The organism is Pseudoalteromonas sp. KJ63-1, from assembly GCF_055808145.1.
The window spans coordinates 3,326,113-3,346,483 of record NZ_CM147855.1; the positions used below are offsets into that span (position 1 = coordinate 3,326,113).

At 39.9% G+C, this 20,371-nt stretch carries 16 protein-coding genes and 1 pseudogene; 9 read left to right on the top strand and 8 right to left on the bottom strand.

The window, feature by feature from the left end; all coding sequences use genetic code 11:
- Positions 1-1,170: an acetyl-CoA C-acyltransferase FadA gene (fadA, locus tag AC0L7Q_RS15805; RefSeq protein WP_413401011.1), complete on the top strand. Its 1,170-nt coding sequence runs from the start codon at positions 1-3 to the stop codon at positions 1,168-1,170.
- Positions 1,171-1,418: 248 nt separating this feature from the next.
- Positions 1,419-1,658 (top strand): sulfurtransferase TusA, encoded by a 240-nt coding sequence (gene tusA / locus AC0L7Q_RS15810; RefSeq protein WP_413401012.1) that lies wholly within the window; start codon positions 1,419-1,421, stop codon positions 1,656-1,658.
- Positions 1,659-1,716: 58 nt separating this feature from the next.
- Here tusA and AC0L7Q_RS15815 read toward each other — a convergent pair whose 3' ends face one another.
- The 8 genes and pseudogenes from AC0L7Q_RS15815 to dnaA all read right to left on the bottom strand — a co-directional run bounded on the left by AC0L7Q_RS15815 (position 1,717) and on the right by dnaA (position 12,032).
- Complete coding sequence (locus AC0L7Q_RS15815; protein ID WP_409424272.1) at positions 1,717-2,241, bottom strand: REP-associated tyrosine transposase; 525 nt, start codon at positions 2,239-2,241, stop codon at positions 1,717-1,719.
- Between the two features lie 99 nt (positions 2,242-2,340).
- On the bottom strand, positions 2,341-2,790 hold the full coding sequence (locus AC0L7Q_RS15820; RefSeq protein ID WP_413402894.1) for an early set domain-containing protein: 450 nt from the start codon (positions 2,788-2,790) through the stop codon (positions 2,341-2,343).
- Between the two features lie 73 nt (positions 2,791-2,863).
- The gene (gene glyS, locus AC0L7Q_RS15825; RefSeq protein ID WP_413401013.1) at positions 2,864-4,933 is read right to left on the bottom strand and encodes a glycine--tRNA ligase subunit beta; all 2,070 of its coding nucleotides are present in this window, start codon (positions 4,931-4,933) and stop codon (positions 2,864-2,866) included.
- Between the two features lie 2 nt (positions 4,934-4,935).
- Complete coding sequence (glyQ, locus tag AC0L7Q_RS15830) at positions 4,936-5,838, bottom strand: glycine--tRNA ligase subunit alpha (protein ID WP_010392717.1); 903 nt, start codon at positions 5,836-5,838, stop codon at positions 4,936-4,938.
- A gap of 140 nt (positions 5,839-5,978) precedes the next feature.
- Positions 5,979-8,405 carry a DNA topoisomerase (ATP-hydrolyzing) subunit B gene (gene gyrB / locus AC0L7Q_RS15835; RefSeq protein ID WP_413401014.1) on the bottom strand — a complete coding sequence of 809 codons (2,427 nt, stop codon included), beginning with the start codon at positions 8,403-8,405 and terminating at the stop codon, positions 5,979-5,981.
- A 12-nt stretch (positions 8,406-8,417) separates the two neighbouring features.
- Positions 8,418-9,511, bottom strand: a pseudogene (gene recF / locus AC0L7Q_RS15840) (DNA replication/repair protein RecF).
- A 15-nt stretch (positions 9,512-9,526) separates the two neighbouring features.
- Positions 9,527-10,630, bottom strand: a complete 1,104-nt coding sequence (gene dnaN, locus AC0L7Q_RS15845; protein WP_413401016.1) for a DNA polymerase III subunit beta — start codon at positions 10,628-10,630, stop codon at positions 9,527-9,529.
- 13 nt (positions 10,631-10,643) lie between these two features.
- A complete protein-coding gene (gene dnaA / locus AC0L7Q_RS15850; RefSeq protein WP_024601489.1) occupies positions 10,644-12,032 on the bottom strand; it encodes a chromosomal replication initiator protein DnaA in 1,389 nt (462 codons plus the stop codon).
- Positions 12,033-12,538: 506 nt separating this feature from the next.
- Here dnaA and rpmH point away from each other — a divergent pair.
- The 7 genes from rpmH (at position 12,539) to mnmG (ending at position 20,365) form a co-directional block, all read left to right on the top strand.
- The gene (gene rpmH / locus AC0L7Q_RS15855) at positions 12,539-12,673 is read left to right on the top strand and encodes a 50S ribosomal protein L34 (protein ID WP_008112968.1); all 135 of its coding nucleotides are present in this window, start codon (positions 12,539-12,541) and stop codon (positions 12,671-12,673) included.
- 7 nt (positions 12,674-12,680) lie between these two features.
- Entirely contained in the window at positions 12,681-13,106 is a 426-nt protein-coding gene (rnpA, locus tag AC0L7Q_RS15860) for a ribonuclease P protein component (protein WP_008467046.1), read from the top strand.
- Between the two features lie 126 nt (positions 13,107-13,232).
- The gene (gene yidD, locus AC0L7Q_RS15865) at positions 13,233-13,508 is read left to right on the top strand and encodes a membrane protein insertion efficiency factor YidD (protein WP_024601490.1); all 276 of its coding nucleotides are present in this window, start codon (positions 13,233-13,235) and stop codon (positions 13,506-13,508) included.
- 8 nt (positions 13,509-13,516) lie between these two features.
- Positions 13,517-15,154, top strand: coding sequence for a membrane protein insertase YidC (gene yidC / locus AC0L7Q_RS15870; RefSeq protein ID WP_290170935.1), 1,638 nt, complete (start codon positions 13,517-13,519; stop codon positions 15,152-15,154).
- 130 nt (positions 15,155-15,284) lie between these two features.
- Entirely contained in the window at positions 15,285-16,649 is a 1,365-nt protein-coding gene (mnmE, locus tag AC0L7Q_RS15875) for a tRNA uridine-5-carboxymethylaminomethyl(34) synthesis GTPase MnmE (protein ID WP_413401017.1), read from the top strand.
- A gap of 948 nt (positions 16,650-17,597) precedes the next feature.
- Positions 17,598-18,047, top strand: a complete 450-nt coding sequence (gene mioC, locus AC0L7Q_RS15880; protein WP_413401018.1) for an FMN-binding protein MioC — start codon at positions 17,598-17,600, stop codon at positions 18,045-18,047.
- Between the two features lie 428 nt (positions 18,048-18,475).
- Positions 18,476-20,365: a tRNA uridine-5-carboxymethylaminomethyl(34) synthesis enzyme MnmG gene (mnmG, locus tag AC0L7Q_RS15885; protein WP_413401019.1), complete on the top strand. Its 1,890-nt coding sequence runs from the start codon at positions 18,476-18,478 to the stop codon at positions 20,363-20,365.
- Positions 20,366-20,371: the final 6 nt, after the last annotated feature.

The following is a 20,371-nucleotide window of genomic DNA, read 5'->3' on the forward strand; positions in this document are numbered from 1 at the left end:
ATGAATAATCCAGTAATTGTAGATTGTATCCGCACACCAATGGGTCGCTCAAAAGGCGGCGTATTCAAACACAAACGTGCGGAAGACTTAAGCGCTCATTTAATGAAAGGCTTAATTGAACGTAATCCGGCAGTTGACCCTGCGTCAATTGACGATATTTATTGGGGCTGTGTACAGCAAACATTAGAGCAAGGCTTTAACGTTGCACGTAACGCATCTCTACTTGCAGGCATTCCACATTCAGTGCCAGCAACCACAGTTAACCGTTTATGTGGCTCATCAATGCAAGCATTACATGATGCTGCTCGCGCAATTATGACTGGCGCTGGCGACACATACCTAATTGGTGGCGTTGAGCACATGGGTCACGTACCTATGACTCACGGAAACGACTTTCACCCAGGCTTAGCTACATCAATTGCACAAGCATCTGGCTCTATGGGTTTAACTGCTGAGTACCTTGCTACTATCCACGGTATTAGCCGTGAGCAACAAGATGAGTTTGCTTACCGCTCTCATCAACGTGCACATGCTGCAACAGTTGAAGGCCGTTTCCGCCGCGAAATTTTAGCAATGGAAGGTCACGATGCTGACGGTTCACTTATCCTTGTTGAAGATGATGAAGTAATTCGTCCAGAAACAACGGTTGAAGGTTTATCGCAGCTGCGTCCAGTATTTAACCCTGCTACGGGTTCTGTTACTGCGGGCACATCTTCTGCACTTTCTGACGGCGCATCAGCAATGTTAGTAATGAGCGAAGAGAAAGCAAAAGAATTGGGCTTACCAATTCGTGCACGTATTCGTGCTATGGCTGTTGCCGGTTGCGATCCATCAATCATGGGTTACGGCCCAGTACCTGCAAGTAAAAAAGCATTAGCACAAGCCGGTATTACCATTGATGACATCGACGTAGCTGAGCTTAACGAAGCATTCGCAGCACAATCACTGCCTGTACTTAAAGACTTAGGTTTAGCAGACGTGGTTGACGAAAAAGTGAATTTAAATGGCGGCGCTATTGCACTTGGTCACCCTCTGGGCTGTTCGGGTTCACGTATTAGCACCTCGCTTATTCACTTAATGGAAGACAAAAACGCAAAATATGGTTTAGCAACTATGTGTATTGGTTTAGGCCAAGGCATAGCTACTGTATTTGAACGTGTTCAAGACTAATTAGTGTTGATATGTAAAACCATCTTGGTGATTAAAAGGCGAACTAGCGCAAGTTAGTTCGCCTTTTTTATGCCACCCGCTTTTGCAGGTTTAAAATGAATAATGTGATCGGGTGCATTAAACTTATTTCAGATTATCTATTAATAAGTTGAGCTGTTTTGTTATACGTAAAATAGTTAACCAACAGCTTTATTTGCGCTAAACTACCCGACCTAACCAAGCCGCGACTATTTTTACAGGTAATTTTTATGAGCTTTGATAATCCCGATCACCAATTAGATGCCATCGGCCTTCGTTGCCCAGAGCCTGTGATGATGGTACGCGCTGCTATTCGTAAAATGAGTGACGGTGAAACACTACTTATTATTGCCGACGACCCCTCAACCACCCGCGATATTCCCAGCTTTTGTGCTTTTATGGATCACACGCTAGTGGCTAAAGAAGTTGAACAATCACCGTATAGGTATTTGGTGAAGAAAGGGCTTTAAGACTGCGTAGGTTGGGTTGAGTTTTACGAAACCCAACTATTTTATAATCTATACAACTTTACTCATCATATATTTCGCTTAAGTGAATACCACCTTCCCAATCGAGCGATAATATTGAATTTTTAACGTATCGATGAAAGCTTGAAAAAGGCCAATCACTTACCTTAGCAACATACTTATGTTTAACTGGATTGTAGTGAATATAATTTATATGATTTTCTAAATCTTGCTCATCTCGTATTTTATGCTCCCAGTAACGCCGCTGCCAAATTCCACGCTCACCTTTGGCTATTCGACTATTATTGCAGAACTCAGTTTGTGGTAACTCTCGAGAAAAACCCGACTTTATTAGCCGCCAACGAGTTGTATAATTATTATCGTGTTTAGGCAATTGCCAAATAGCATGAAGGTGATCGGGCATGATAACTATTGCTATCGTCTGAACTGGATGCTTTTTTACTACTTTTAAATAAACGCGACGTAATAACTCTATATTTTCAACGAGCAATGGCTGAGTTCGATCTTCTAAATTAATCGTAAAAAAGTAACATCCGCCCGCCTCTAACACACGTCTATAGCGCATGAAGATTAACCTAAATAATTAAAAAGAGAATAAAAGTATAGATGGTTTTTTAACAATGTATGTTGGGTTTCGCTGCACTCAACCCAACCTACGTAAAAATTACTTCTTAGTTATCGTTACTTCTGGCTCATCGTAGTCACTAAAGTCAATGCTGACTATGTACGTGCCTTTTATTGCGGGTGTGTAACTAAAGTAGTTGTATATAGTGCTGCAATCGGCGCGTGTTGATTGGCCAAGTGTTAGGCTTTGCCCTGATGGCTGTGAATCGCTGTAGCCACAGTTAAAACCTTCACTAAAATCCGCATCCGCTATTTTAAACTCGTACACTTTACCTGGGGTCGAAAATTTAACTTGGGCTTGGTAAAGCGCAGGCCCGACTTGTTTAAATTGATATTGAGGTTCGGCATCCCATAATGTGAAATCCCCTCTTAAATAAATACTGCGATCCAATTCTTGCTGCGGCAACACGTCGTTAATCGAAATTTGGCTGGTACAGGCCGTAAGTAAACCAGCCATTGCTAACGTTAAAATTCGTTTTTTGGAGATCATCATTTGTATCCTTTGCATACAGTGAATACTAAAAAGCCAGCATAATGCTGGCTTTTTAAATAGCTATAAGCTGTTATTTTTGTAATACAGAAATATCTGCAATTTCTAAAAATAACCCGCTAAGCTGGCTTAAAAGCGCAAGACGGTTTTGCTTAACCGCTTCATCGTCAGCCATTACCATGACATTGTCAAAAAAGTTATCAACACTCTCACGAATGCCTGCTAATTGGCTTAATGCCTCTTGGTAGTTTCCATCGCTGTACAGTGGTGCTAAATCAGTGGCAAATTTTGCAACTTGCGAAGCCAATACTTTTTCTGCGTCATCATTCAATAAGCTCTGATCAACATCGCCTTGCGTTGTAATGTTATTTTTAGCCAGAATATTACTTACACGCTTATTAGCCGCTGCAAGCGATTCTGCGGCGTCTAATGTGCGGAAATGACTTACGGCTTTAACTCGGCGATCAAAATCAACAGGCTTGGTTGGACGACGCGCAAGTACGGCTTGAATCACATCCACTTCAATGCCTTCGTCTTGATACCAAGCACGGAAACGCCCTAGCATAAAGTCAAACACATCCGTTGATACATTTAGGTTAGTCAGCTTCTCACCAAACAAGGTTTGTGATTTAGCAACTAGGTCTAAAATATCAAGCGGTAGCTGTTTTTCTACCATGATACGTAATGCACCAATAGCAGCACGACGAAGTGCAAATGGGTCTTTATCACCTTTTGGTGCTTGGCCTATACCAAAAATACCCACCAGCGTATCAAACTTATCGGCAATGGCGACTGCACAGCTGATCACATTAGTTGGTAAGTTGTCACCGGCAAAACGTGGCATGTATTGCTCGTTTTGTGCCACTGCAACTTCTTCTGCTTCACCATCGTGACGTGCGTAATGCATTCCCATTACACCTTGTACGTCGGTAAATTCCATTACCATTTCGGTCATTAAGTCAGTTTTACTTAATAAGCCAGCGCGAGCTGCCAGTGCTTTGTCGGCACCAAGTTGCTCGGCAATGTAACCTGCCAGTTCACTAATACGCTGTGACTTGTCTTTAAGCGTACCAAGTTGTTTTTGGAACAATACGCTATCAAGCGATTCTAAACGGCTTTCTAATGTTTTCTTTTTATCGGTTTCAAAGAAGAACTGCGCATCGGCTAAACGCGGGCGCACTACTTTTTCGTTACCAGAAATAACCACACTAGGATCTTTACTTTCGATGTTAGAGACAAACAAAAATTTATTTAAAAGTTTGCCGTCTTGATCTAATAACGGGAAGTATTTCTGATCGTCTTTCATGGTGTAAATAAGCGCTTCAGCAGGTACATCTAAAAATGCTTCTTCAAATGTGGCTGTTAGCGTTACTGGCCATTCTACCAATGAAGTAACTTCTTCAAGTAAGTCTTCATCCATTGCAACAACGGCATTAACTGCTTTCGCTGCGTCTTCTATTTGCGCGCGAATCTGTGCTTTACGCTGTTCGTAGTCAGCAACAACGTAAGCTGATTTAAGTACATCAAACACATCATCTGCATGATCAATGCTAATTTTTTCAGGGTGATGAAAACGATGACCTTGCAGTTGATTACTCACTTGCTTACCAAGAATTTCACCCTCAACAAGTTCACTACCGAATAAAATAGTTACGGTATGCACAGGACGAATAAATTGTGTTTTATTCGCACCCCAACGCATTGGTTTAGGAATAGGTAACTTAGCGAGTGCTTTGCTTATAGCGTCGGTCATTAACGTTTTGGTTTCTTGCCCTGCTACTTTAGCAATGTGCAATAACCATGCGCCTTTATCTGTTTCTAGTGTTTGCGCATCTTTTACTTCAATACCACAACCTCGAGCCCAGCCCATGGCTGCTTTAGTTGGGTTACCCTCAGTATCAAAAGCGGCTTTAGTTGCAGGGCCACGTTTTTCAACTTCTTTGTCTTGTTGTTTAGCTTCAAGTGCTTTTACTTGTAAACCTAAACGACGAGGCGATGCATACCAGTTCACACCTTGGTGACCTAGTTCTAGACTTTCTAATTCTGCTGTTAAGTTTGCAGCAAAGGCTTCGGCTAATTTACGAAGTGCTTTTGGTGGCAACTCTTCGGTGCCAATTTCTACTAATAAATTTTCTGCTGACATGCTTACTTATCCTTACACAGCGGGAAACCAAGTGCTTCACGTGCATCGTAATAACTTTGTGCACACGCTTTTGATAACGCACGAACGCGTAAAATATAACGTTGACGCTCGGTTACTGAAATAGCATGGCGTGCGTCTAATAAGTTAAATGCGTGCGATGCTTTCATTACTTGCTCGTAGGCTGGTAATGGTAGGCTTGCTTCAATTAGCTTTTGGCTTTCAGCTTCACATTTATCAAACTGTTCAAATAAGTCGGCTACGTTTGCATGTTCAAAGTTATAGGTTGATTGCTCAACTTCATTTTGATGGAACACATCACCATAAGTTACGCGCCCAAATGGGCCGTCTGCCCATACTAGGTCGTAAATGCTATCTACGCCTTGAATGTACATTGCTAAACGCTCTAGGCCGTAAGTAATCTCACCCGTTACCGGTGAGCATTCTAAACCGCCCACCTGCTGGAAGTAAGTAAACTGCGTTACCTCCATGCCATTTAACCAAATTTCCCAACCTAGGCCCCACGCACCTAATGTAGGTGATTCCCAGTTATCTTCTACAAAGCGAACTTCGTCAGTTAGGGTATCAATACCTACAGCAGCTAAAGAACCTAAGTAAAGCTCTTGAATATTGTCTGGTGATGGTTTTAACACAACTTGGAATTGGTAGTAATGTTGTAAGCGGTTTGGGTTCTCACCGTAACGGCCATCGGTAGGACGACGACACGGTTGAACGTATGCGCTCGACATTGGCTCTGGGCCAATTGATTTTAAAAATGTTTGCGGGTGAAATGTCCCTGCGCCCACTTCCATGTCAAGTGGTTGAATAATGACACAGCCTTGCTGTGCCCAATAATCCTGTAAAGCCAGGATCAAACCTTGAAAGGTTTTAACGTCATATTTTTGCATATTTGGCTTTTTACTATCTGAGAAGTAGCGTGAAAATTACCCTCAGTATACCTTGTGCACACTCAGGTTTTAAGCAGTTTGTGCGTTTGAAAAAATAAAAAAGGAGCCTAAGGCTCCTTTTTTGTGATTACGATAATGTTTTATACGTCTAAGTTAACCACACGCAGTGCATTCGTTTCAATAAACTCACGACGCGGCTCAACTTGATCGCCCATTAATGTGGCAAATAATTGATCCGCTGCAACAGCATCTTCAATTGTTACTTGCAACATACGGCGTGCACTTGGATCCATAGTGGTTTCCCAAAGCTGACTTGGGTTCATTTCACCTAGTCCTTTGTAGCGTTGAATGTAGATCCCACGCTTAGACTCTGCGATCAACCATTCCAATGCATCCACAAAGTTATCAACAGGTTTTGTTTTCTCACCACGTTGAATATATGCACCCTCTGTGATGATATTAGCAATGTTTTTACCTGTTACAGCAATACGTTGGTAGTCTCTTGATGTAATAAAGTCATAATGAAGTACGTGTGCTTTATCCACACCATGCTGACGAATATTCACAACTGGATAATACAAGTTACGCTCTGTATCGTGCTCAGTTCCCGCATGGAAAATAGTTGCATCTTCATCACGTTCAATTAAGTCATCAACCAGCTCTTTAGTCCAAGCAATTACCTTAGCTTCGTCTGAAAGGTCTTCTTTTTTCAGCTCACTTTGGTAAATCAAACGGTTCATAACTGTGTTCGGATACTTACGCTTTAAGCGCTCGATAACTTTAACCGTGTTTTGATAATCGTGAACTATTGATTCTAACGCTTCACCATCAACCGCTTCAGCACTATCACTAGTGTACAGTGCTGCATTGCTTAGCGCTAAAGATGTAAGGTAATCAACTAATGCTGGGTCATCTTTAATATAACGCTCTTGCTTGCCTTTTTTCACTTTATAAAGTGGAGGCTGAGCAATATAAATATAACCACGTTCAACAATTTCCGGCATTTGACGGTAGAAGAATGTTAGTAGCAAAGTACGAATGTGAGAACCATCCACGTCGGCATCGGTCATGATTATGATACGGTGATAACGTAGTTTCTCAGGGTTATATTCGTCACGGCCAATACCACAACCTAGTGCAGTAATTAGCGTTGCCACTTCTTGTGAAGAAAGCATTTTATCAAAACGTGCTTTTTCTACGTTTAAGATTTTACCTTTAAGCGGAAGAATTGCTTGATTCTTACGGTTACGACCCTGCTTGGCTGAACCGCCAGCTGAGTCACCCTCCACTATATATAGTTCAGATTGGGCTGGATCTTTTTCTTGGCAATCCGCAAGTTTGCCCGGTAAACCGGCTAAATCCATAGCACCTTTACGGCGGGTCATTTCACGAGCTTTACGGGCTGCTTCACGCGCGCGTGCTGCATCAATAATTTTGCCAACAACAATTTTAGCATCCATTGGGTTTTCTAATAAAAACTCAGTGAATTTTTCAGCCATTGCTTGCTCTACAGCAGACTTAACTTCACTAGATACTAGCTTGTCTTTTGTCTGTGATGAGAATTTAGGATCAGGCACTTTAACACTAACAACAGCCGTTAAGCCTTCACGAGCATCATCGCCCGTTGCGTTACTTGTTGTTTTAGCCTTTTTGTTAAAGCCTTCTTTTTCCATGTAGTTATTAAGCGTACGTGTTAGCGCAGATCTAAAACCAGCTAAGTGAGTACCACCATCACGTTGTGGGATGTTATTAGTAAAACAGTAAATGTTTTCTTGGAACGCATCATTCCACTGCATTGATACTTCTACACTTATACCATCTTCTTCACGCTCGTGAGTAAAATGGAACACCCCTTTATGCACAGGTGTTTTATTACGATTTAAGTATTCAACGAACGCTCTAATACCACCTTCGTATTTAAAATGGTCACTTTTATTTTCTTCGCGCTCATCATTTAAAATGATGCTCACACCTGAGTTCAAAAACGATAACTCGCGTAAACGCTTAGCTAAAATATCGTAATGGAAATCTAGGTTAGTAAACGTTTCTGCACTTGGCCAAAAACGTAACTCAGTACCGGTTGTTTCAGAATCACCAATAGCTGCAAGTGGTGCATCTGGAACACCCATAGTGTAAAACTGTTCGTAAAGTTTACCTTCACGACGAATAGTTAGTTTTAACTTTTCTGATAATGCATTTACTACCGATACACCAACACCGTGTAAGCCACCTGATACTTTATAAGAGTTATCATCAAACTTACCACCAGCGTGTAATACCGTCATAATAACTTCAGCTGCAGATACACCTTCTTCTTCATGTATAGAAGTAGGAATACCACGGCCGTTATCTCTTACAGATACCGAACCGTCTAAGTGAATTGTGACAAATATATCATCACAGTGACCAGCTAAGGCCTCATCGATAGAGTTATCAACGACCTCAAACACCATATGGTGTAAGCCCGTACCATCATCGGTGTCCCCTATATACATACCAGGACGCTTTCTTACTGCATCTAATCCTTTAAGTACTTTAATACTCGACGAATCATAATTCTCAGACATGGTTAATCCCACTTATCTTGTTATTAGGTTGCCATGTTTCACGTGGAACATTTTTAGTTCTCGTTTCATGGGTTCCACCACAGCAGAAATACTTTCAGATAAAATTGAAGAAATAAATATTTGAGAACTGCAATGTGTCAATAACTGACCCACTTTCTCTTTTGTATCTTCGCTTAGCTCTGAAGGTAAATCATCTATTAGCAATATAGATTGCTTATCTGTCTCTGACTCAATCAAACTATTTTGCGTTACTTTTAACGCATACAACAATAGCTTTAATTGCCCGCGTGAGAATACATTCTCAACGCTGCTGCCAGCGACACTAAAACTAAAATCAGCCTTATGAGGGCCTTTACTAGTAAAGCCTTGACGAGCATCTCGCTCAAAGCTTTGCTCTAACGCATCAGAAAGAGATTCGCTCTCTTTCCAGCCCGCATTAAAGCTAATTTCTAGATCGCGTATTAGCGTTAATTCTGCACACATTTTATCAAAAAACTGCTGCTTAAACCTAGTTATATACGCGATTCTTAATTTATTTATTTGTTCAGCCAGTCTAACAAATTCTTTGTCCCAAAACTTGATTTGGTCAAAATAATTCTTAGGCTTAGATTTCAACAAGGCATTGCGCTGTTTAAGCACTTTATTAAACGATTGCCATAAGAAAAAAACTCATGTTCCACGTGGAACAAACCTAAGTCTAAAAACTTTCTGCGCTCTTTAGGGCCACCAAAAAATAATGAATAGCTTTCTGGTGTGATAACTTGCACTGGCATAAGTTGAGCAAGTTCAGATACTTTTCGACTCGCCTTACCCTGTATTTTTAAATTAGTTTCACCCGCTTGAGTTTTACTTATCCCTATTGGAATAGATAAATCCTGTAACGCTTTGCGACCATGAATAACAAATTGATCTTGGTGATGAGCGATGATGCTTTTATGTTTAGAGGTTCGAAAAGATTTGCCGTGAGAAAGGTAATAAATAGCCTCTAAAAGGCTGGTTTTTCCGCTGCCGTTTTCACCATAAATTATATTAACGCCGTTAACTGGTTCTAGCGTCAGTGCCTCAATATTACGAAAATATTTGAGGCTCAAATGACTTAAGCTCATTATGTATATATGATCTTATAAACGCATTGGCATAACAACGTACATAGCTTCTTCATCACCCGCACCCTCTATAAGTGCACTGCTATTTGAATCGGCAAGCGTAAATAATACATCTTCGGTTTTTAATGTATTTAATACATCTAATACGTAAGACACATTAAAGCCTATTTCTAGGTCATCACCCTCGTACATTACTTCAACCACTTCTTCAGCTTGTTCTTGCTCTGGGTTGTTAGCCGTAATTTTTAATAAGCCGTTTGATAAATTTAAACGTACACCACGAAACTTTTCGTTCGATAAAATCGATACGCGTTGAAAAGCATTACGTAACCATTCTCTGTTTGCTGTAATTACTTTATCGCCACCGCGCGGTAAAACACGACGGTAATCAGGGAAACGGCCATCAACTAATTTACTCGTAAAGGTAAACTCAATATCAATAATACGAATGTGGTTAGCACCAAACTGAATAGTTACCAGCTCTTGGTCGGCAACCATTAGACGCATAATTTCTTGCACGCCTTTGCGCGGTATAATTAATTGGCGCTGTGTATTTAACGACTGACCTAGTTGTTTTTGTGCAATAGCTAAACGGTGCCCATCAGTGGCAACTGTTTTTATATCGCTGTTATCAACTTCAAACGACATGCCGTTTAAGTAATAACGCACATCTTGGTTTGCCATTGAAAAGTGTGTGCTTTCAAGTAATTTACGCAATTCTAAGCGTGTTAGTTGAAATTCAACCTCACCATCCCACTGCTCTAAATTAGGAAAATCTTCAGCCGCTAAAGTGGTCAATGAAAAACGACTTTTACCACTGGTTAAAAGTAGCTGATGGTCTTGCAAGCTTAAAGTAAGATCAGACCCATCCGGTAAACTTTTACAAATATCGAGTAATTTTTTAGCCGGTAATGTGAGTTTAGTATCGGCAACATCGTCACCTACAAACACACTCGCCACTAATTCAATTTCAAGGTCGGTCCCTGTCATTGAAAGCAGGCCATTTTCTACCACGAGCAATACGTTAGATAAAATAGGTAACGTATGCTTACGCTCAATGGCACCCGATACTTGTACCAATGGTTTTAAAAACTGTTCTCTTGATATTGTTATTTGCATAATAAAGTCAGCCCTAAGATGACAATGTTCTTATTAAGTTTTGGTAATCTTCTTTAATCTCGTGGCTTTCGTCACGTAATGATTTAACTTTGCGACACGCGTGCAGTACTGTTGTATGGTCACGCCCACCAAAAGCATCCCCAATCTCAGGTAAGCTGTGATTAGTGAGTTCTTTAGATAATGCCATGGCAACTTGGCGAGGCCTTGCTATAGAGCGGCTACGGCGCTTAGACAGTAAATCAGATACACGTATTCTATAGTATTCTGCAACCGTACGTTGAATGTTGTCTATGGTGACTAGTTTGTCTTGCAGCGCTAATAAATCACGCAGTGCTTCTTTTACAAAGTCGATAGAAATTGGGCGGCCGGTAAAGTTTGCGTTAGCAATTACACGGTTTAATGCACCTTCAAGCTCACGTACGTTTGAGCGTAATTTTTTCGCAATAAAAAATGCCACTTCATGCGGTAAATTAATTTTACTTTGCTGGGCTTTTTTCATCAAAATAGCAACGCGTGTTTCAAGCTCTGGTGGCTCAATCGCGATGGTTAATCCCCAACCAAAACGAGATTTAAGGCGATCTTCAACCCCTTCAATCTCTTTAGGGTAACGGTCAGAGGTTAAAATAATTTGTTGGTTACCTTCTAATAATGCATTAAAGGTATGAAAGAATTCTTCTTGAGAACGTTCTTTATTAGCAAAAAATTGAATGTCATCAATCATTAATGCATCAACACTACGGTAATAACGCTTAAACTCTTCAATCGCATTATTTTGCAGTGCTTTAACCATGTCTTGAACGAAACGTTCTGAATGCATGTAAACAATTTTAGCATCGGGCTTATTGGCCATAATACCGTTGCCTACCGCATGTAATAAATGCGTTTTACCTAAGCCCGTACCACCGTAAATAAATACAGGGTTAAATGCAGAGCCTGGGTTGTCTGCTACCTGAGTGGCAGCCGCTTTTGCTAATTGGTTAGATTTACCCTCAACAAAACTATCAAAGGTATAGTTTTCTTTAATGTTTGATTTATAACCAGATTTAGGAGCTGGTTCTACAACCGGTTTTTGTTCTCGAGGTTGTTGTTTTGCCGTTGATTGCGTGCTTGGCGCTGATTGTGTTTCAACCACCGGTGCAGCTTGTGCATTTAATAGCGGCTTACTACCTACATCAAAGCGTAACTCGGGTGCTTCTACACCACAAATCTCTACTAATAATTCATTTATTCTATTTAAGTACTTCTCTCTCACCCAATCAAGTACGAAACGATTAGGCGCGTAAATCGTCAAGGTATCTTCGGTACTTTCTGCTTGAAGTGGTCTGACCCACATACTGAATTGCTGCGAAGGCAATTCATCTTGCAATACATATAAACAACTTTGCCAAACCGACAGATACACAGTAAAACTCCCAGAGATATAATTTTTATTCCCGCACATCAATAATGATTCAAAAATCACACCTGTATTGCGTTTAAATGGCTCAATAAGCAGCCCAAGACCGACTATTATGAATGCACTTTATCCACAAGTAAAAGATTGATTTTTGTAAAATTGTTGATATCGATGTATAAATATAATAACAGACTGATTTAAATAGCTTTTTATTTTAAAGCTTGATTAGAGATCATAACAAAACTGGCAGCAGATCGCGACCATAATTTACGATCTAATTTACTTTTCCCATGCTTTTATTCACTTTTTATACAGGGGCTGTGGAAAACTTCTTATTTATGATGATCCTATCGGATCATGAAAATTGATCATAAATAAACATGCTTTACGCACTCTATTATGATTGACTTTTCGTCACTTCATCTATAATATCTCGCGCTCGCAATGGCACCTGTGCCAGGATCGCGACCTGCATAGGATGTTTTAACTTTAACCGATCGGATGAGATTGTTATGAAAAGAACTTTTCAACCTAGCGTTTTAAAACGCAAACGTACACACGGTTTCCGTGCTCGTATGGCAACTGTAAATGGCCGTAAAGTATTAGCTCGTCGCCGTGCTAAAGGCCGCAAAGTTCTTTCTGCTTAATTTATAAGTGGAAGACTTTAGCTTTGGCAGGGAGTTACGTCTGTTAACTCCCTCGCATTACTCTCGCATATTTAACGAACCCGCTCGGGCTGCAACTCCTTTCTTTACCTTATTAGCAAAACCAAGTGACCAGTCAAAACCTCGGTTAGGCCTTACTGTTGCTAAAAAACGTGTAAAAAAGGCATGTCAACGAAACCGTATTAAACGTCTTGCTCGCGAAAGTTTTCGTTTAAACCAACACACGCTCGATAATATTGATATTGTGTTGATGGTTAAAAGTGGCATTGATGAACAGTCTAATGAAGAATTAACCAAACAACTTACAAAGCTGTGGCGTAAGATTAATGAACGCTGCAAACCTGGTGCCCCTAAACCGCCACCATTTAAAAAACGCCCAAACAAATCAGCTAAATCGACTAAACAAACCCAATAGCAATAGAATTACAGGGTTAATTAAGGTATCTTTAGCTCACCTTTTAATCATGCGTTTAAAATCTCATAGTGAGTCTTTAAATACATGGTATCTATTCACTAAACATAACGTAGGGGCATGTACAACATGAGGTTACTTAAACCACTTGCTGCTTTACCAACACGTTGTTTAGTTTTATTTATCCGCGGTTATCAAAAGTGGATTAGCCCGCTATTAGGTCCGCATTGTCGTTTTAATCCAACATGCTCTAGTTACGCTATTCAAGCAATAAATTTGCATGGATCGGTAAAAGGGAGTTGGTTAGCTGTTAAACGCATATTAAAATGCCATCCTTTACATTCAGGCGGAGACGACCCCGTTCCTGAAAAATTAACCCGTATTAACCACCAACACGAGAAATAAGAGCTGTTATGGAATCGCAACGCACGTTTTTATTCATCGGCCTAATGCTAGTGTCGTTTTTATTATTTCAAGAGTGGAATAATGACTACAACACACCAAAAGCCGATCCTAGTGCCACTACACAAACACTAAAAGCAAATTCACCAGAATCAGATGATTATGTTCCAGCTTCATCAGACTCAGGTTTACCTGCTTCAACAACTTTAGCTAAACGCGCTGTTATAAATATTACAACAGACGTTTTTAAAGTAAAAATTGACACCAAAGGCGGTGACATTGTTGAAACAGACTTAATTGATTATAAAGAAACCAAAGGCAGTGATGTTCCTTACATGCTACTTGGTGAATTTGATGGTAAACAATACTTTTCACAAAGTGGTTTAATAGGTTTAAATGGCCCAGATGCATCAGCAAATGGTCGTCCTACTTACCAATCAGAACAAACTTCTTATACTTTAACGGGTGATGAGCTTCGAGTTCCTCTTCAGTTTACTGATAGTAACGGTGTAAGTTTCACTAAAACCTATGTATTCAAAAAGGGTCAATATGATGTTGGCTTAGAATATAAAGTTAACAACACCACTAGCGCGCCAGTACAAGTGCAACTTTACACACAAATAAAGCGCACCGTACAAGAAAAAGGCAGTATGGTTGATCAAAACTATTTAGGGGCTGCATACGGTACTGATGAAGAAAAATACGAAAAGTATAGTTTTTCAGATATGGCCGATAAAAACCTAAATAAAAATACTCAAGGTGGTTATGTTGCCTTTATTCAGCATTACTTTGTAAGTGCTTGGGTACCAATGCAAGATCAAACTAATACTCTTTATAGTTTAATTACTAAAAGTAATGCGGCTATTATTGGTGTTAAAGACGAAGCGGTAAATGTTCAAGCTGGTAGTGAGCAAGTACTTACTGCAACTTATTACATGGGCCCTAAAGAGTCAGATAAACTTGAAGCCATTCATCCAGACCTAGACTTAACAGTTGATTATGGTTGGTTGTTTTTCATTTCGCAGCCGTTATTTGTGCTACTTAAATGGTTACACAGTATTTTAGGTAACTGGGGTGTAGCAATTATTGCCATCACTATTATCGTTAAAACATTAATGTACCCACTGACTAAAGCACAGTACACCTCAATGGCTAAAATGCGTGCATTACAGCCTAAGATGAAAGCGCTAAAAGAAAAGTATGGCGATGATCGTCAAAAATTCGGCCAAGCGACTATGGAAATGTACCGTAAAGAAAAAGTGAACCCTATGGGTGGCTGTTTCCCTATTTTACTGCAAATGCCAATCTTCTTAGCCTTATTCTATGTATTCTTAGAGTCTACAGAACTTCGTCACGCTGAATTTGTACTTTGGCTAACTGACCTTTCTGCGAAAGACCCATACTACGTATTACCAATCTTATTTGGTGCGAGTATGTTTATAACGCAAAAACTACAACCTATGACGGTTACCGATCCAATGCAGCAAAAAATGATGACCTTTATGCCGGTTATCTTCTCTGTATTCTTCTTATGGTTCCCATCTGGTTTAGTACTTTACTGGTTAGTGTCTAACCTTATTTCTATTGTCCAGATGTTAATCATCTACCGTGGCATGGAAAAGAAAGGAATTAAAGTAAGGGGCGATTAAACTCCCTACTTATATAAAGGCGACTTAGGTCGCCTTTTTTATTGCCTATTTTTTATAACAGCATTCGCGAGTGCCTATTTGATAGGTTACAATACCGCCATTACGTTATTTAAGTTGGCAAATAAACCGCATGATCAATCACGATACAATTGCAGCACAAGCCACTGCCCCAGGCCGAGGCGGTGTTGGTATTATTCGCGTTTCAGGAAACCTAGCCAAACAGGTTGCTGAAAAAATAATAGGCAAAGTCCCTAAAGTTCGTTATGCCGACTATGTGCCATTTAACACCCTTGCAGGTCAGCAACTTGACCAAGGTATTGCGATTTACTTTGCTGGCCCACACTCATTTACCGGTGAAGACGTACTCGAACTCCAAGGCCATGGTGGCCCTGTTGTTCTTGATATGCTACTCAAAGAAATAAGTAAAATAGACGGTGTGCGTTTAGCTAAACCAGGGGAATTCTCTGAGCGTGCGTTTATGAACGACAAGCTTGATTTAACTCAAGCAGAAGCAATCGCCGACTTAATTAATGCAACTAGCGAGCAAGCCGCTAAAAGCGCTCTACAATCACTTCAAGGGCAATTCTCTAAGCACATAGAAACCTTAGTTGAAAAAGTCATTCACTTACGTATGTATGTGGAAGCAGCTATTGATTTCCCTGACGAAGAAATCGATTTTTTATCAGACGGAAAAGTGGGTGGTGATTTAAATGCCATCATCAAGCAGCTTAATGCCGTAACCAATCAAGCCAAACAAGGCAGCATAATGCGCGAAGGTATGCGCGTCGTTATTGCTGGTCGCCCTAATGCAGGTAAATCAAGCTTACTTAATGCATTAGCAGGGCGAGAAGCGGCTATCGTAACTGAAATAGCCGGCACCACTCGTGACGTATTACGTGAACATATACATATAGATGGTATGCCACTGCATATAATAGATACCGCAGGCCTTCGAGAAAGCCCAGATAAAGTAGAACAAATAGGCATTGAACGTGCCTGGGATGAAATAAACCAAGCTGATCGGGTGCTATTTATGCTTGATGGCACCGACACCACTGATACCGATCCACATGCTATTTGGCCTGAATTTATGGCTAAGTTACCCCAAGGTATGGGCGTGACTGTGATCAGAAATAAAGCCGATTTATCAGGTGATGTAGTCGGCATAGATCAAAAACAACAATATCCTGTCATCAGTTTAAGCGCTAAAAATGCTGATGGTATAGAGTTAGTTCGTACTCACTTAAAAGCTTGCATTGGTTTTGATGGTGCTACAGAAGGTGGTTTTATGGCACGCCGTCGTCACTTAGATGCACTAGAACATGCTGCGTATCATTTAGATACAGGTAAAACACAATTAGAGATGCATGTGGCCGGTGAAATCCTCGCGGAAGAACTGCGTTTAACACAGCAGTATCTTAACGAAATAACTGGTGAATTTACTTCTGATGATTTGCTTGGCAAAATTTTCAGCTCGTTCTGTATCGGTAAATAGTCGAACTAATAAGTAACAATTTGATCATTAAGGGCACTTAGGTGCCCTTTTTACTGCCTACTATTTTTAATATCGACTCGCCAAAATGCATTTTAATAACTCACTTTAAAAACCAAGCAGACTAAAAATACAGCTAAATTGCACCAATATGAGCCTCCATTCATGTTTAAAAATGTGTTTAAGGTAGATGAGCTAAACCTATAATCACACCAAAAAGCAGATAAACTACCTACATTAATAGTAAAAAATTAAGCTTATTTCCCCCTAAAAGAGAACCTATTACATTAGCTTTTCAAGCTTGGCCATAGGAAATTATCAAACCATAAAAATAAAACGTACCTAAAAAGTAAGTTTGATCGCCCACTCCACCAGCAAAATATAATTAATTTCTTAGTTTAAATTGATGAAATTATTTTTTTGCAGATCAGTTATCCACAATTGGGGTTTTACTACCTTAAAAATGAGTTAAAAGCGATAAAAAGTAAAAATATGCTGTGTTTAAATCAGTTAAATAGTGATTTTTGGAAAATAAAAATGGATTTTTAGTCTGATCTGCATAAATAGATCATTTTTTTTAATTATTCTCGATCCCAATTTTAAGTTATCAACATGCTTTGTATCCACACTAAGATCAACACGCCTTTATTTATGAATTTGTACTAGCTGGTGGTTAACACTCAATATAAAATCAATAACTTAGCAAACTATTTATAACATTGCTTTTTAGTTAAGCAGAGCTTTCCCCAACCTTATCAACAACTTGATCAGAAGATTACATTTAAATATATTTTGTTAATCCATTAATAATCAACAAGTTAAAGCAGTGGTTAGTGCGGAGGCTTAAATTACCACAAAAATAGTTATACAAAATAACACTCTTAACTTTACTGTTATACTCACTGAGCTATCATAGGCAGCAATTAAAACTAATAGTGATCAGTAATATTCATGAGTTCAGTAAATATTATCGTTGGTAGTCAAATGGGATCCGCCGAGTACGTTGCAGAGCAGTTAAATGATGCACTTAACAACCAAGGGATTAATAGCCAACTACATGATCAACCTGAGTTTAATGAAATCGATCAACAAAATACTATTTGGTTGGTTTGTACATCAACATACGGTGCGGGTGACTACCCTGACAACCTGATTGATTTTATCGAACAAGTATCTCAAGTGGATGATCTTTCGCATTTAAAGTATTCAGTTATTGCACTTGGCGATACTAGTTACGACACTTATAACCTTGCAGGACGCAATATAGATGCCCTTTTAAGTCAAAAAGGCGCTGTAAAAGTAGCACAACGTTTAGAGCTTAATATTCTTGATGAAGCTTTGCCCGAAGATACGGCCTTAGCTTGGTTAGACTCGTGGATAGCACAGACAGGTTTAAAATAGAAAGATCAAGCAAAAAGTTATAAATAAAGTTACCCACAATTTACTAATAAATTAATAGATTTTGTGGATAAACACTGATTAAACTGCTTTTTTAGCCGTGCTTATCCATGGGATAAGATCGAGACTTGATCGGCCTGTGTATAACAGCCCGTTTTGATCAGAGCTTATTTGCCTGAAGATCCGATCATATTAACACCTTTAGATCCGATCTAATTATATGTTTTTAATCATGATCTAAAGCTTATCAACAGAAAACCCGATCAGTAGTAGTAATAGTATTAAAAGATCTCTTTAAAAGATCCTTTATATTATTAGAGATCACTTACTTAGATCTTGAGCACTGTTTAATCATTTATCTTCTGCTAATTTCTAGGTAGAATACGCTCCCTTTTGAAGTTTACTGGTTTGATTTAAGTAGGATCCCATTAATGATTTTTCACGAAAATTTTGACGTTATCGTAGTAGGTGGTGGACATGCAGGCACTGAAGCCGCATTGGCAGCTGCCCGTATGGGGATGAATACCCTGCTGCTGACTCACAATATGGATACCCTTGGTCAAATGTCTTGTAACCCAGCAATTGGTGGCATTGGTAAAGGCCATCTGGTTAAAGAAATTGATGCCCTAGGTGGCGCAATGGCTCAAGCTATTGACAAAGGCGGGATCCAATTCCGCACGCTTAATTCTTCTAAAGGCCCTGCTGTACGAGCGACTCGTGCTCAAGCAGATCGTGCCCTGTACAAAGCGGCTATTCAAAACACACTTCAAAACCAAGAAAACTTAAAGATTTTTCAGCAATCATGTGATGATCTAATCGTTGAAAATGATCGTGTAACCGGTGTAGTGACACAAATGGGTTTACGTTTTAGTGCACCTAGTGTGGTACTAACCGTGGGTACATTCTTAGGCGGTCAAATTCATATCGGCCTTGAAAATTTCAAAGGTGGCCGAGCTGGCGATCCGCCTTCGATTGCCTTAGCTGATCGCTTACGTGAATTACCATTTAGAGTAGATCGCTTAAAAACCGGCACGCCACCGCGTATTGATGCCCGGACTGTTGATTTTAGTAAAATGCAAGAACAACCGGGTGATGCACCAACACCGGTATTCTCATTTATGGGTAAACAAAGCGACCACCCACAACAAATTCCGTGTTACATCACTTACACCAATGAAAAAACACATGATGTTATTCGCAAAAACTTACATCGCTCACCTATGTACTCAGGTGTTATCGAAGGAATAGGTCCACGTTACTGTCCGTCTATTGAAGATAAAATTGTACGTTTTGCAGATAAAGATAAACACCAAATATTTGTAGAGCCAGAAGGTTTAACTTCTTACGAGTTATACCCTAACGGTATTTCAACTAGCTTACCGTTCGATGTGCAGTTAGAAATTGTGCAATCGATCACCGGCTTTGAGAACGCACATATCTGTCGTCCTGGCTACGCCATTGAATATGACTTTTTTGATCCGCGCGATTTAAAACAATCATTAGAAACTAAATTTATTGATGGTTTATTTTTTGCTGGTCAAATTAATGGTACTACCGGTTACGAAGAAGCGGGTGCACAAGGTCTGATCGCAGGTATGAATGCAGCCTTACAAGTACAAGGCAAAGAATCGTGGACGCCACGTCGTGATGAAGCCTATGTAGGCGTACTGATTGACGACTTAGCAACACTGGGTACAAAAGAACCGTACCGTATGTTTACTAGTCGCGCAGAATACCGTTTGCTACTTCGTGAAGACAACGCTGATATTCGTTTAACTGAAAAAGGCCGTGAACTAGGTTTAGTTAACGATGAACGTTGGCAAGCATTTAACGAAAAAATGGAAGTGATCGCTAAAGAAAAACAGCGTATTAAAGATACCTGGATCCATAAAGATCATGTCATGGTTAATAAAGTAAACGAATTACTTAAAACGCCACTTGTGCGTGAAGCCAGCTTAGAAGAATTACTGCGTCGTCCAGAAGTGCGTTATAACGACTTGATGGCGATTGAAGGGCTTGGATCTGAGTTTACCAATAAGGCGGCTTTAGAGCAGGTTGAAATTCATACCAAGTACGCAGGTTACATTGCGCGTCAGCAAGATGAGATCAATAAGCAGCTTCGTCATGAAGAAACAATCTTACCAAAAGAGTTTGATTATAAAACCGTCTCTGGTCTATCAAACGAGGTAGTTGCTAAGCTAATTGATGCTCGTCCAGACACTATTGGCCAAGCTTCGCGTATTTCTGGTATCACCCCAGCGGCGATTTCGCTATTATTAGTGTATCTGAAGAAGCAAGGCTTGTTACGCAAAACTGCGTAACGGTAA

Coding starts and splice junctions, on each gene's coding strand:
- gyrB (WP_413401014.1), bottom strand. CDS start 8,405: ATGTCTGAGAATTATGATTCGTCGAGTATTAAAGTACTTAAAGGATTA.
- fadA (WP_413401011.1), top strand. CDS start 1: ATGAATAATCCAGTAATTGTAGATTGTATCCGCACACCAATGGGTCGC.
- glyS (WP_413401013.1), bottom strand. CDS start 4,933: ATGTCAGCAGAAAATTTATTAGTAGAAATTGGCACCGAAGAGTTGCCA.
- mnmG (WP_413401019.1), top strand. CDS start 18,476: ATGATTTTTCACGAAAATTTTGACGTTATCGTAGTAGGTGGTGGACAT.
- AC0L7Q_RS15815 (WP_409424272.1), bottom strand. CDS start 2,241: ATGCGCTATAGACGTGTGTTAGAGGCGGGCGGATGTTACTTTTTTACG.
- yidC (WP_290170935.1), top strand. CDS start 13,517: ATGGAATCGCAACGCACGTTTTTATTCATCGGCCTAATGCTAGTGTCG.
- rpmH (WP_008112968.1), top strand. CDS start 12,539: ATGAAAAGAACTTTTCAACCTAGCGTTTTAAAACGCAAACGTACACAC.
- AC0L7Q_RS15820 (WP_413402894.1), bottom strand. CDS start 2,790: ATGATCTCCAAAAAACGAATTTTAACGTTAGCAATGGCTGGTTTACTT.
- mnmE (WP_413401017.1), top strand. CDS start 15,285: ATGATCAATCACGATACAATTGCAGCACAAGCCACTGCCCCAGGCCGA.
- yidD (WP_024601490.1), top strand. CDS start 13,233: ATGAGGTTACTTAAACCACTTGCTGCTTTACCAACACGTTGTTTAGTT.
- dnaN (WP_413401016.1), bottom strand. CDS start 10,630: ATGCAAATAACAATATCAAGAGAACAGTTTTTAAAACCATTGGTACAA.
- tusA (WP_413401012.1), top strand. CDS start 1,419: ATGAGCTTTGATAATCCCGATCACCAATTAGATGCCATCGGCCTTCGT.
- glyQ (WP_010392717.1), bottom strand. CDS start 5,838: ATGCAAAAATATGACGTTAAAACCTTTCAAGGTTTGATCCTGGCTTTA.
- mioC (WP_413401018.1), top strand. CDS start 17,598: ATGAGTTCAGTAAATATTATCGTTGGTAGTCAAATGGGATCCGCCGAG.